This window comes from Bradyrhizobium sp. USDA3516 (genome assembly GCF_057651995.1).
In genome coordinates this window covers 678064-691447 of the sequence record NZ_JBYGYN010000003.1, presented here as the reverse complement: position 1 = coordinate 691447, position 13384 = coordinate 678064, and the positions used below count along the sequence as shown (strand labels likewise).

The 13384-nt window shown below is 65.1% G+C and carries 11 protein-coding genes; 4 read left to right on the top strand and 7 right to left on the bottom strand.

All coding sequences use genetic code 11. The annotated features are described in order from the left end of the window. The first annotated feature begins 7 nt into the window (after nucleotides 1-7). The 3 genes from xerD to AC24YW_RS13490 all read left to right on the top strand — a co-directional run bounded on the left by xerD (nucleotide 8) and on the right by AC24YW_RS13490 (nucleotide 4292). The gene (gene xerD / locus AC24YW_RS13500) at nucleotides 8-964 is read left to right on the top strand and encodes a site-specific tyrosine recombinase XerD (RefSeq protein WP_487483184.1); all 957 of its coding nucleotides are present in this window, start codon (nucleotides 8-10) and stop codon (nucleotides 962-964) included. Nucleotides 965-1290: 326 nt separating this feature from the next. Further along, nucleotides 1291-2253, top strand: a complete 963-nt coding sequence (locus AC24YW_RS13495) for an acetyl-CoA carboxylase carboxyltransferase subunit alpha (RefSeq protein ID WP_487483183.1) — start codon at nucleotides 1291-1293, stop codon at nucleotides 2251-2253. Between the two features lie 518 nt (nucleotides 2254-2771). Beyond that, nucleotides 2772-4292, top strand: coding sequence for a L,D-transpeptidase family protein (locus AC24YW_RS13490; RefSeq protein WP_487483182.1), 1521 nt, complete (start codon nucleotides 2772-2774; stop codon nucleotides 4290-4292). Between the two features lie 796 nt (nucleotides 4293-5088). On the opposite strand, the gene AC24YW_RS13485 is transcribed toward AC24YW_RS13490, so the two are convergent. The 7 genes from AC24YW_RS13485 to AC24YW_RS13455 form a co-directional block, all read right to left on the bottom strand. Further along, nucleotides 5089-5784 (bottom strand): branched-chain amino acid ABC transporter ATP-binding protein, encoded by a 696-nt coding sequence (locus AC24YW_RS13485; RefSeq protein ID WP_487483181.1) that lies wholly within the window; start codon nucleotides 5782-5784, stop codon nucleotides 5089-5091. Then, nucleotides 5777-6508, bottom strand: a complete 732-nt coding sequence (locus AC24YW_RS13480) for an ABC transporter ATP-binding protein (protein ID WP_487483180.1) — start codon at nucleotides 6506-6508, stop codon at nucleotides 5777-5779. Before AC24YW_RS13480 ends, AC24YW_RS13485 begins: the two co-directional genes overlap by 8 nt. Further along, nucleotides 6498-7613 (bottom strand): branched-chain amino acid ABC transporter permease, encoded by a 1116-nt coding sequence (locus AC24YW_RS13475; protein ID WP_487483311.1) that lies wholly within the window; start codon nucleotides 7611-7613, stop codon nucleotides 6498-6500. Before AC24YW_RS13475 ends, AC24YW_RS13480 begins: the two co-directional genes overlap by 11 nt. A 78-nt stretch (nucleotides 7614-7691) precedes the next feature. Further along, on the bottom strand, nucleotides 7692-8909 hold the full coding sequence (locus tag AC24YW_RS13470; RefSeq protein ID WP_487483179.1) for a substrate-binding protein: 1218 nt from the start codon (nucleotides 8907-8909) through the stop codon (nucleotides 7692-7694). Nucleotides 8910-8913: 4 nt separating this feature from the next. Continuing rightward, entirely contained in the window at nucleotides 8914-9771 is an 858-nt protein-coding gene (locus tag AC24YW_RS13465) for a branched-chain amino acid ABC transporter permease (RefSeq protein ID WP_487483178.1), read from the bottom strand. 36 nt (nucleotides 9772-9807) lie between these two features. Continuing rightward, nucleotides 9808-11322, bottom strand: coding sequence for an amidase (locus tag AC24YW_RS13460; protein WP_487483177.1), 1515 nt, complete (start codon nucleotides 11320-11322; stop codon nucleotides 9808-9810). Nucleotides 11323-11487: 165 nt separating this feature from the next. Further along, nucleotides 11488-12672: a substrate-binding domain-containing protein gene (locus AC24YW_RS13455; protein WP_487483176.1), complete on the bottom strand. Its 1185-nt coding sequence runs from the start codon at nucleotides 12670-12672 to the stop codon at nucleotides 11488-11490. A gap of 179 nt (nucleotides 12673-12851) precedes the next feature. Between AC24YW_RS13455 and AC24YW_RS13450 the strand changes: the two genes are divergently transcribed. After that, nucleotides 12852-13295 (top strand): MarR family winged helix-turn-helix transcriptional regulator, encoded by a 444-nt coding sequence (locus tag AC24YW_RS13450; RefSeq protein ID WP_025032676.1) that lies wholly within the window; start codon nucleotides 12852-12854, stop codon nucleotides 13293-13295. Nucleotides 13296-13384: the final 89 nt, after the last annotated feature.

Sequence of the window (13384 nt, the reverse complement as noted above, 5' to 3'; positions counted from 1 at the left end):
CCGGGGCATGCCCGCAAAGCCCTCCGACCCCAAGCTCATCGGCCTGTTCCTCGACATGCTCGCAGCGGAACAGGGCGCCGGCGTCAACACGCTCGATGCCTACCGACGCGACCTCACCGATTTCTCGGAATTTCTGGGCCGGGTCGGCCACACTTTCGTGGATGCCGAGACCCAGACGCTGCGCGACTATCTCGCCGACCTCGACACCCGCGGTTTCAAATCCACCAGTGTGGCCCGCCGGCTATCCGCGATGCGCCACCTCTATCGGTTCATGCTGAACGAGCGCATCCGCACCGACGATCCCGCCGCGATCCTGTCAGGCCCGAAGCGCGGCCGCGGCCTGCCGAAAGTGCTGTCGATCGCCGACGTCGACCGCATGCTCCGCCGCGCCAAGGAATTGAGCGAGGCGGAAGATGCCTCGCCGTCGAAACGGCTGCGCGCCTTGCGGCTTTATTGCCTGCTCGAGGTGCTCTACGCCACGGGCCTGCGCGTCTCCGAGCTGGTGGCGCTGCCGCGCTCGGCGGCCAAGCGCGACGCCCGCATGATCGTGGTGCGCGGCAAGGGCAACAAGGAACGGCTGGTGCCGCTCAACGACGCCTCGCGGCAGGCGATGGCCGACTATCTCGCTGCCACCGAAGCGGCAAAGGCCGACAGGAAGAACAGCGTGGCCGCCTCGAAATGGCTGTTCCCCTCGTTCGGCGAGAGCGGACATCTGACGCGCCAGCATTTTGCGCGCGACCTCAAGGAGCTCGCGGTTGCGTCCGGCTTGCAGGCCCGCCTGGTCTCCCCGCACGTGCTGCGCCACGCCTTTGCCAGCCATCTGCTGCACAACGGCGCGGACCTGCGCATCGTGCAGACCCTGCTCGGTCACACCGACATCTCGACGACCCAGATCTATACCCATGTGGTCGAGGAGAGGCTGAAGAGCCTGGTGCGCGACCTGCACCCGCTGGCGGAGAAGTAGGGGATAGGTGAGAGGTCTCGCGCCCCGGACGCGGCGCAGCACCTAGTGATGCGCTGCTGAGCCGGGGCCCATGCGGCTTGCTGGGTCCCGGCTCTCCGCAGCAGCGCCATAGAGGCGCTGCAGCGCGTCCGGGACACGAGAGCTGGGCCGCGGCGGCCCATGAACCGCCTTGACTTCGGCCACATCTCCGCAGAAAGAGCCGGGGCCTTTCGACTGATTTGGCCGGCTGCCTCAAGCACACAAGCCAACTCTTTGAAGACGCTACACTTCTTCTCCTGACCCCAACTCGCTTCGCTTCTCACGCCCCGCCCCCTTATATTGAGTTGATGCAAGACCAGATGCGCAGCTATCTCGACTTCGAAAAGCCCGTCGCCGAGCTCGACTCCAAGGTCGACGAATTGCGCGCGCTCGCCGCCACCGGCACCGACATCAGCGACGAGATCGGGCGGATCGAGGACAAGGCGGCGCAGGCGCTGGCCGACCTCTATGCGAACCTGACGCCGTGGCAGAAGACGCTTGTGGCGCGGCATCCGCAGCGGCCGCATTTCAACGACTTCATCAAGGGCCTGATCACTGAATTCACCCCGCTCGCCGGTGACCGCAAGTTCGGCGAGGACGAGGCGCTGGTCGCCGGCTTCGGGCGCTTCCGCGGCGAGCCGATCTGCGTGATGGGCCAGGAAAAGGGCGATTCCACCGAGAGCCGCATCCGGCACAATTTCGGCATGGCGCGGCCGGAAGGCTATCGCAAATGCGTGCGGCTGATGGAGATGGCCGAGCGGTTCGGCCTGCCGGTGCTGTCGCTGGCCGATTCTGCCGGCGCCTATCCCGGCATCGGCGCCGAGGAGCGCGGCCAGGCGGAAGCCATCGCGCGCTCGACCGATGCGTGCCTGGCGCTGACCGTGCCGAATGTCGCGATCATCACCGGCGAGGGCATGTCGGGCGGCGCCATCGCCATCACCACGGCCAACAAGGTCCTGATGCTCGAGCACGCGATCTACAGCGTGATTTCGCCGGAGGCGGCGTCCTCCATCCTCTGGCGCGACGGCACCAAGGCGCAAGAAGCCGCCAACAACATGAAGATCACCGCCCAGGACATGCTCCGCTTCGGCGTGATCGACCAGATCCTGAAGGAGCCGGTCGGCGGTGCCCACCGCGACCCCGCCGCCATGATCGCCACCACCGGCGAGGCCATCGCCAAGGCCTTCGACGAACTCCGGAACTTTGATGGGGACGCCATCCGCAAGCAGCGGCGGCAGAAATTCCTCGATATCGGGCGGAAACTGGGCTGATTCGCCTCGATTCCGTGTCCCGGACGCGGTGCGGCACGAAGTGACGCTCCGCAGAGCCGGGACCCAGCAGGCCCAGAGCTCGCGGTGAGCCATGACCCCGGCTCAGCAGCGCACCGCCAAGAGGCGCTGCACTGCGTCCGGGGCACGAGACCGCCCGGTAACCCCGCATTAACCCTTTTTTTGCCCAAATCGGCGATCTGAGTCCGGATCGGGCCGAAAGCCCAAGTTCCGTCCCAACTCGCGTCCATTTAGTCTTCGTTGACCATGCCACTGGGCCAACGTCCTCGTGATCCCCGCTCGGGTTGCGACCACATGACCCAGAGGTTAGAATTTTAATCAATGGCTTCAGGGCATAAGCGCTGGAGCGGGGTCTGACCGGGCCCGTCTCGGCGGGTCGGTTTTCCGGTCGGATTGCGCTTCGGAAGAATTGGGGTTCGCGCTGCAATGCCCGGCACGGTGTGGGGTCCATCTTGATTTCTCGTTCGCTTGCTCGCGCGCTTCTTGCTTCGGTTGCGTTGATGACGGCCGGCGTCCTGCTGTCCGGCTGCAACACCGATCAGGTCTCGCTCGCGACCAACGCCAAGGCCAATCAGCCGGTGCCGCCGAAGCTGATCGCCGCGATGGCCGAGAAGGACATGGACCTGCAATCGCCGATCCTGGTCCGCCTGTTCAAGCAGGAGGCCGAGCTCGAGGTCTGGAAGCAGACCCGCTCTGGCCAGTTCGCGCTGCTCAAGACCTATCCGATCTGCCGCTGGTCGGGCGATCTCGGCCCCAAGGTGCGCGAAGGCGACCGCCAGGCGCCGGAGGGATTCTACTCGATCAATCCGAGCCAGATGAATCCGCAATCGTCGTACTACCTCTCGTTCAACACCGGCTATCCGAACGCCTTCGACAAGGCGCTGGGCCGCACCGGCTCGCAGCTGATGGTGCACGGCGACTGTTCGTCGCGCGGCTGCTACGCGATGACGGACGAGCAGATCGCGGAGATCTATTCTTTGGGCCGCGAATCCTTCTTCGGCGGCCAGAAGGCGTTCCAGCTGCAGGCCTATCCGTTCAAGATGACGCCGGTGAACATGGCCAGGCACCGGAACAATCCGAACATGCCGTTCTGGAAGATGATCAAGGAAGGCTATGATCATTTCGAGGTGACGCGGCAGGAGCCGAAGGTCGATTTCTGCGAGAAGAAGTACGTCTTCGATGCCGCCAAGCCCGCGGACGCCAAGCGCGATCCGGTGTTCGACGCCTCGGCCAAGTGCCCGGCCTATGTGATCCCCGATGAGATCGCCAGCGCCGTGCGCGAGAAGCAAGCCAAGGACGAAACCGAATATGCAAGGCTCGTCGCCAAGGGCACGCCGGTGGCGCGGATGAACACCGGCATCGACGGCGGCATGCACAAGGTGTTCGCGGCCAAGATTCCGGAGGGCTCGACCGGCCTCTCCGAGAGCGCCGAAGGCACCACGCTGCAGATGCTGGCCATGGCGAAGGCGCCGGGCACGATCCCCGGTCACGTCAATCCGCCCAAGCCGAACCTCGATGCGGTGGCAAGCGCGCCGGCGCCGCGCGAAGAGCCGGTGGTGGCCGTCAGCGCGCCTGCCAGCAATACGCGCGTCGCCTCGGCTGCGCCCGCGGAGAAGTCCGAAGGCGGCGGCTTCTTCTCCAATCTCGGCCGCAAGATGGGATTCGGCACCGCCGACACCACCGCGACCGCAACGCCCGCGCCGCAGGCCACGGCGTCCTTGGCCCCGGCCGCCCAGACGTCCACGACGCCGGCCACGGCCGCCTCGCGACTCAAGGCCGCCGTGACCCGCTTCGTGCCGGGGCAGGACAAGAAGGACGCGGCGAAGGAAACGCCGAAGCCGGCCGCTGTCGCCGCCAAGCCCGCCGAACCGCCGAAGCCAGACACCCGTCTCGCCGCAACGCGTCCGGCGCTGAAGCCGTCGGTGAGCGACGGCGCGGGCGACAGCACCCCGATGATATCAGGCGCCGCGCCGGTGGTGTCGTCGAACTCGTTCGACAGCCGCTTCTCGGCGGTGAAGTAAGGCACGTCCCTTCGGATAAGCGATATTTCTCTTTACCCGAACACCCGAAACACCCTATCTTCCACGCCATCTCATCCCTCCGGAAGGGGCGGGTCGCGATCGTCACGGTTCGTGGGGTGGGTTGCGGTGGACGCGGGCGGCGTTGGCGCCAGATGCGGTCGCAGGGCGGGTAGTCCCCGTGAGCGATCAGCGGGCGCGGTACGACGGCGCCGTGTCCGGCGAAGCCCGAGAGGGCGACGACGGGCGCAACCGCGTATGGCAAAATCGTGTGGTCCTGGCGCCCGAAAGGCTGTGCGCCAAGTCTTTGCGGTGGTGCGAGCGGTCCAACCGGAGCGCGCGCATCAGCAATCGGCAAGGCGACGGGGGCAACAGTGCAACGCTCCCCGGGGAGAGCGCGACATAAGCCGTCAAACCACTGCGCAGGGAAGGCCGGTTATCGGGCTGCACCTGTGTCACCCCTGTGAGCGTCTACTTACGCATCATTGCACAGGGGCTCGTGGGTGCCAGCCGGTACCCGGCCTTCCCTGCGCCCTTCCGATTTCCTGGGCGCGAGAGTGAAGCAAAACCCGGGCGAACTGCGCCGCGGGATCGCGATGTCGTGTTCGGCTGTTTGACAGTTGAATCGAGGAAGGCCGCCGCAATCTCCACCGTCATTCCCCGCGAATGCGGGGAATCCAGTATTCCAGAGACGGGTGTGATTCAGCCGAGAGGCCGCGGCGTACTGGATGCCCCGGACAAGCCGGGGCATGACAGTTGAGCTCGGAGTGAGAGTACCCGCACTCCACCCCGCGCGCCGCTACGGCGCCAGATAGCGCACCAGCTCCGGATTGTCCCTCACCTCGCCGGCCGCGCCCTGCAGCGCGACGCGGCCGCGATCCAGCACATAGGCGTAGTCGGCAACGCGGAGTGCGAGGTCGAGGTGCTGCTCGACGATGATGACGGCGATGGTCTTGGCGAGCTCGATCAGGCGCTCGGTGATCTCCTCGATGACGCCGATCCAGACGCCCTCAGTCGGCTCGTCCAGCAGCAGCAGTTTTGGATCGCCCAGCATGGCGCGGCCGATCGCGAGCATCTTGCGCTCGCCGCCGGAAAGCGTGCCGGCGGGCTGGTCGAGGCGCTGGCCGAGCTTTGGGAAGATGGCCAGCACGCGGTCGATTGCGGAGGCATCCCTGCTTGCGAGCGAGCCGACGGCGAGATTGTCGCGCACCGACAGGCGCGCGAACACCGAATGCTCCTGCGGCACGTAGCCGATGCCGGCGCGCACGCGCTCCTGGGTGGCGCGGCGGCTGATGTCGCGGCCGTCGAAGGCGACCTCGCCCTTCCACGCCGGCAATTCGCCGACGATGGTCTTCATCAGCGTGGTCTTGCCGGCGCCGTTGCGGCCGAGCACGGCAACGCCGCCGCGCCAGGGAATGCCGAGGCTGACGTCGAACAGGACCTGGCTGCGGCCATAGCCGGCGTCGAGATGCTTGATGTCCAGAAATTCAGGCACGGCGCAGATAGATCTCCTGGACTGATGGGTTGGCCTGGATCTCCGGCACCGTGCCAGACGCCAGCACCTTGCCCTGGTCGAGCACGGTGAGGCGATCGCAGATGTCGCGGATGAAATCGAGGTCGTGCTCGACGATGACCAGCGAGCAATGCTGCTTGATCGGCTGCAGCAGCTCGCCGGTGACGCGGCGCTCTTCCAGGCTCATGCCGCCGGTGGGCTCGTCCAGCAGCAAGAGCTTCGGCTTGCCGGCGAGCGCCATCGCGATCTCCAGCCATTGCTGCTGGCCGTGCGACAGCGCGGCGGCCGCGTCGAAGGCGCGGTCGGCGAGGCGGAATTGCGTCAGCATCGTCATGACCTGATCGTGCAGCGCGCCGCGGGTGCGCGAGAACACGAGGTCGAACAGCGAGGACTGCGCCTGCAGCGCGAGCAGGATGTTGTCGTAGAGCGTCAGCGACGGCAGCACGGATGTGATCTGGAATTTCAGGCTCATGCCGGCCCGGGCGCGTTCGGTCGGCGTGAACGCGGTGATATCGGTGTTGACGAAGGAGACCTTTCCTTGCGTCGGCACCTCGGCGCCGGCGATGCACTTCATCAGCGTGCTCTTGCCCGAGCCGTTCGGGCCGATCAGGCCGTGAAACTCGTTCTCGCCGACCGTGAGCGCTGCGCCGTCGAGCGCGGTGAGCTTGCCGAAGACCTTCTTGATGCCGGCCGCTTCAAGGAGCATTGCGCGGCTCCTTGACGTTCTCTTTGATCTTGGCGCCGAAGCTGCCGACCCGCTCGCGCTCGCCAAGGACAAAACTGATCAGGCCGAGCGGCCGGAACAGGATCACGAGCAGGAGCAGCAGGCCGAGGATGATCGGCCAGATGTCGCGGTAATTGTCCGAGAGCCAGAAGCTGACGCCCTCGACGATCACGGCGCCGATGACGGCGCCGATCAGCGTGCCGGAGCCGCCGAACAGGACATAGAGCACGACCTGGGTCGAAACCACGACGCCGACCATGTTGGGCCAGACGAAACCTTCGTGGAAGGCGTAGAGGCTGCCGGCGAGGCCTGCGACGGCGCCGCCGATGGTGAAGATGATCGCTTTCAGGTGCTGCGCCTTGTAGCCGAAGAAGGCGATGCGCTGCTCGTTCTCGCGCAGGCCCGCGAGCGCAAGGCCGAATTGCGAACGCACCAGGAAGCGGCAGAGCAGGTAGACCACGACGAGGATGCCGAGCACGAGATAGTAGAACGCCGGTCCTTCCGTGAAGTCGTAACCGCCGAGTGACATCGGTGCGATCGAGGGGATGCCGTTCTGGCCGCCGAGATAATACCAGCCGCGCGCGAGGCGATCGGCGGCGTAGGAGCCGGTCAGCGTGCCGAGCGAGACGAAGATCACGCTGGAGGGATGCCGTCCCAGCAGCAGGAAGCCGCCGAGCAGGAGCGCGAAGGTGAGGCCGATCAGCGTTCCCGCCGGCAGCACCAGGAAGATGTTGGTGACGTTCAGGTCGCGCGCGAGCAGGGCGACGCCGTAACCGGCCGAGCCGAAGAACAGGGCCTGGCCGAAGCTCATGATGCCGGCATAGCCCCAGACCAGGTCGAACGACAGCGCAAACAGCGCGAGGATGATCACGCGCGTCGCGAACACCGTGAGATAGTCCTGCAGCACCAGCGGCGCGAGTAGCGCCGCGACGAGCACGAGGCCCTCGACGATGGGCAGGATCTTTCGCCCTGCCTTGACGCGGTCATTGGCCCGTTCCGCCGCTGCGCTCTCAGCCATCGCACCGTCCACTTCGTCGTCGGCGTCGGCGACGATGGCTTCTCTTACCACACTCATCGGCTTCAGCATTCCGGGTTCAGCATCGTGATAGTCAGCCGCGTCAATCACGGCGGGGTTCACCTCTCCCCAGCGGGGAGAGGTGAAGAATCAGCATTCCTTGGGATCGACGAGGCCGTTGCTGCGCCCGACGATCTCGTAGTTCCCGCCCTTGGCGACGGCGGTGTACATCTTCATCTTGCAGTGCCGCTTGCCCGGCACCATCTCGGCAGGTCCGCCCGGACCTTCGGCGATCTTGGCATGGTCGAGCGCGGCGGCAACGGACTCGCGGTCGATCTTGCCGGCTTCCTTGACCGCGGCTTCCCACAGCTTGAGACCGCGATAGGTGCCGGTGGCCGCGCTGCCGGCTGCGAACAGGAAGTTGCCCGGGAAATCCTTCTCGTAAGCCGCCTGGATCTTGGCGTCGAACGGGTTCTCCTTGGTCAGCACCTTGAAATAATCGAGGCAGCTCGCAAGGCCCTCGATCTCCGCGGCCTGGTTGATGTTGAGCGTGTTCTCGTCATAGTAGACGCAGGCGAGCCGCCCGCCATTCTTGAGGAAGCCCGCTTCATAGAGCTGCTTGAAGAACGGGCCGACGCCGGGCGGAATGACGGTGTTGAAGACGACGTCGACCTTGTTCGAGATGATGCGGTTGACGGTCGCGGAGAAGTCGACCTGGTCGAGCGGGTAATATTCCTCGAACACGACCTCGCCGCCGTTCGCTTCAATCACCTTGCGGGCGTAGACGTTGAGCGTGTGCGGCCAGACGTAGTTGGCGCTCGGCAGCGCGAACTTCTTGCCGCCGTTCTTGATCAGCCAGGGGATGAACTCGTCGCATTGCTGCGCCGGCGTCGGGCCGGTGCAGAACAGGTACGGCGTGCACTCCTTGCCCTCGTAGAGCTGCGGATAGATGTAGAGGGTCTTGCCGCGCGCCACGATCGGGTCCTTGATCGCGTTGCGCATCGAGGAGGTGATGCCGCCGAGCACCATGTCGACCTTGTCGCGCTGGATCAGCTTGCGCACGTTGCCGACGGCGACGGATTCGTTGGACGCGGTGTCCTCGATATAGAGCTCGAGCGGACGGCCGAGCAGGCCGCCGGCCGCGTTGATCTCCTTGATGACCATTTTCGCGACGTTGGCATCGGCGTTGCCGGCATAGGCGATCGGGCCGGTGAGGTCGGTGGCGATGCCGACCTTGATCGGCGCCTCGGCGGCATTGGCCCAGGGCGCGGGGATCACCCAGCTGCCGACGCCGGTTGCGACCGCGCCGGAGGCGAAGGCAAAATTGGACAGGAAACGACGTCGCGTGAGCTGAGTACGATCGAGCATGTGATTAAACCCCTTTTCCAGCGATGAGACCTTGCGGACGGAATTTGATGAAGACGATGGCGAGCACGAAGACGAGCACGTCGGCGACGACGGGTGCCATCACCCAGGGCAGCGCCGCGCTCAGCGTGCCGATGACGCCGGCGCCCGCGACCGGGCCGATGAAGGAGCCGACCCCGCCGACCATGACCGCGACGAAGCCCTGGATCAGGAAGCGCAGCCCGAGATCGGCAAACAGGCTGAACACCGGCACGATCAGCGCGCCGGCAAGGCCCGCGAGCGCCGCACCGAAGGCGAACGTCGCGCCGTAGATCAGCGGCGTCGAAATGCCCGACGCACGCGCCAGCGACGGGTTCTCCAGCGTCGCCCGCACGCGCAGGCCGAAGCTGGTGCGCGACAGCAAGAGATAGCAAAGGCCCATCACCAGCAGCGTGATGATAATGATGGTGAAGCGCCACGCCGAGATATGCATGGCGCCGATGTCGATCGAGCCGCCGATCGGCTCCGGCACGGTGAGATAGAAGCCGCCGATCAGCCCGCGAACGGCTTCGCGGATGATCAGGCCGAGCGCATAGGTGCCGAGCATGGCAACGATCGGCGCTGCGTAGAATCGCCGGATGATCAGCGCCTCCAGCACGAAGCCGAGCGCACCGACCAGGAAAGGCGCTGCAACCATGCCCGCCCAGATCGGCAGGCCCTTGGCATAGGCGAGATAGGTGATGTAGGCGCCGAGCAGGACGAACTCGCCTTGGGCGAAGTTGAAGATGCCCATCATGCTCGCGATGATCCCGAGCCCCAGCACGATCAGGACGATGATCGCGCCGAAGCTCAGGATCTCGAACGCCGCGACGAACGCGTTAGCCATGCGTTGCGTTTCCGCCGAGTTGAAGCAAAGATTTCCTCACATTTTCTTCCAATCGCCGATCTGCTCGAAGGCATGGGCGGCGCGGTAGATGGTGGATTCCTCGAACATGCGGCCGACCAGCATCAGCCCGACCGGCAGGCCATCGACCATGCCGCAGGGCAGCGACATCGCGGGATGGTGCGTGATGTCGAACGGCGCGGTGTTGGAGATCATCTCGAGCGCGCGGGCGACATAGTCCTCGCGGCTGGCATTGGGCTCCGGCAGCTTGGTCGCCTTCATCGGCGTGGTCGGCAGCAGCAGCAGATCGTAATCCGCGAAGGCCTTGTCGTAGGCCGCGGTCAGCCGGCGCGAGATGTTGAGTGCCTTGCCGTAGAAGCGCGGGCCGAAATTGTTGTTGATGTAGGTGCCGAGCAGCATGAACAGCTTCGTGGTCTCGGACAGCGAGTCGGCCTGCCGGCGCCAGCCGCGGTGGAAATCCATCAACGAGGTCGAATAGAGATCGCCGCGGCTGAGGCCGTAGCCGTCGCCGAACATCATGGTCTGGGTCAGGCCTTCGGTGCCGATCGGGGTCCAGATCGCCCCGCCCATCAGGTGCATCGGGATCGAGACGGTCTCGACCGTGGCGCCGAGATCCCTGAAGCGCTTGGCGGCCTCGCGCACGCTTTCGTTCACCGCGGACTCGGCGGTCGGCTGCTCGAAGCCCTCCTTGAGGATGCCGATCTTCATGCCCTTGACGCCCTGGCCGAGCGCCTTGGTGTATTCCTCGACCTTCGGGGCCTTGATGCGCGGATCATAGCCGTCGTCACCGGCGAGCACTTCGAGCAGCAGGGCGTTGTCGGCGACGGTCGCGGTCATCGGGCCGGTGTGATCGACATAGATCTCGATCGGCATGATGCCGGTGTAGGGGACGAGGCCCCAGGTCGGCTTCATGCCGTAGATGCCGCAGAACGACGACGGCATCCGGATCGAGCCGCCCTGGTCGCCGCCGATGGCCATGTCGACCTCGCCGAGCGCGACCACGACGCCCGATCCCGACGACGAGCCGCCGGCCGAGTAGCCCATCTTGTGCGGATTGTGCACCGGCCCGTAGGAGCCGGTGTGACTGCCGCCGGACAGGCAGAAATGCTCGCAATGCACCTTGCCTTTGATCTCGGCGCCGGCATCCAGCATGCGCGTGACGATGGTGGCGTCGAAATCGGGCACATAGCCCTCCAGCGTCGACGAGCCGTTGGTCATGGGCACGCCGGCCAGCATGATGTTGTCCTTCAGCGCAACCGTCTTGCCCTTGAGCTTGCCGCTGGCGGCGCCCTTCACGGTCGACTTGCGATACCAGGCATTGCGCGGGTTCTCCTCCGCCGAGGGCCGATAGCCGGGCGTGCGCGGATATTTCACTTCGGGCAGTTCGTCCGGCATCGCGGCAACGAGATTGTAGGCTTCGATCGAGCCCTGCATGAGACCGCGGAACGAGGCGACGTCGTCGTCGGTGAGCGAAAGGCCGCACTGCTCGGCGACACTGCGAAGTTGGGCTGGCGTGGGAAGGGCAACTGTCACGGCGCTCTCCTTGAAGGCTTCTTGATCCCTGGCACTGATGAAAGCCTCTCGCTCGCGCCCTCAGGGGCACGGGCCAGCCGGCTCCACGTCGTTACTAGAGACGGAAATATTTTCCTTTTCAAGTATTATTTCACGACTTCGCTGCGGCGTATCGGCAGCCGTCGCTCAGATCGTCCCGATGATCTTGAAGTCGAGACCGTCGGCTTCAGCGAGGTACATCGGCATCTCGGCGCGGCCATCGCGAAGCGTCACGGGACCGCGGCCCGCCGAGTAGACGGTGTTGCGCGCGGCCTTCAGCAGCGGCCGGAAGGCCAGCGAACCGGCGCGGTTGGCAACGGATTCCAGGAAGCGCAGCCCCTCATAGTTCGACTGACCGACGGAGCCGACCGGCGGCGCGTTGGCACCGAACATGGAATAATAAGCGCTGAGGAACTCGTCATTGGCGCGTGAGACCAGTCCGTTGAAATAGCCGGAGGCGCAGAACAGATTCTCGGTGTTGTCGGCGCCGATGCCGAGCAGCACGGTCTCGTCCATCGCACCTGCGAGCCGCAGCGTCGACGTGGCGAGGCCCGCTTCGGCGAAGGCGCGGTTGAAGGTGATGCTGTCGGTGCCGATCAGCGAGATCAGCACCACATCGGGCCGGGCGGCGCGGATGCGCGCCAGATGCGGCTCGTGATTGTCCTCGCCTACGGGTACGAACTCCTCGCCGACGACCTGGCCGCCGGCTTCCTTGATGTAGCGCTTGACCGCGCGATGCGACTGCCAGGGCCAGACGTAATCGCTGCCGATCAGGTACCAGCGCGCCGCCTTCTTGACTTCCGCCAGCCAATGGATCGAGGGCCGGCTCTGCCAGCGCGGCGTCTCGCCGATCGCCATCACGCCCGGCGTGCGCTCGCCGCCTTCATAGACAGGCGTGTAGATGTAGGGAATGCGGTTGCCGGTGACCTTGCGCAGCGCGACGCGGACCGCGCTGATATGCGAGCCCATGATGAGGTCGACCTCGTCGAAGGCGACCGCCTGCTCGGCACGGCGCACCACGTCCTCGATCGGTCCGCCGGAATCGTAGATCGACAGCTCGAGCTCGCGGCCCAGAATGCCGCCGCGCTTGTTGATTTCGGCGACCGCCAGCATCGCGCTGTTGGTGGAGGTCGGGCCCCATATCCCGGGAGAGCCGGTGAAGGTGAGGAAATTGCCGATGCGCAGCTTACTGCGCGCACCGCGCCGCCTCATGAAATGCGCATCGATTGGAGACAGGTCGAAATCCGCCGCCGATGACGACAAATTCCTGAACAGCAGGGACGGCGGCAACACCGGACCGCCGTGAGCCGGGAAGTTTACCGTCGCGTGCACGCCAACTCCTGTCTGGGACCAGACCTGAAAGCACATTGAGCAGGCGGCCACGGCTTCCGCCCTTTTGTTGGGCAATGATCCTATTTTGAAAATATTGAATATTCAAGAATTGAAGTGCATATAGATGCAGCATCGATTGCAAGACATTCACTCATTTGGGTCAAGGCGAAGTCTCAGCCGTGGCAAAACCGCCGAAACAAAATTCCCCGATCACCGAACACCTCGCTTACCTGCTCGCGCAAGCCAATCGGGAAATCAACCGGCAGCTCGAGCTGCGGTTGAGCAAGGAAGGCGTGCCGGTCGAGCAATGGCGCATCCTGAAAGTGCTCTCGGATGGCGAAGGCCATTCGATGGGCGAGCTCGCGGACGCTGTGCTGCTCAACCATCCGACGCTGACCAAGATGATCGACCGCATGGTTTCCGACACGCTGGTCTACCGTGTGCAGGACCCGAACGACCGCCGCAAGGTGCTGATGTTCATCTCCGATCGCGGCAAGGTGCTGTGCAAGAAGCTCAATTCGCTCGCGGTCGACCAGGAGGAGCACATCCTGGAGAGCTACGGCGACAAGTCGACGAGCGAGCTCAAGCGGCTGCTGGAGAGCTTGATCGACAGCTCGAATTGAGTGGGGCGGCGCGACCCGCCACATACTCCGCTGTCATCGCCCGGCACCGACCGGGCGATCCAGTATTCCAGAGACGATGTGATAGAGCC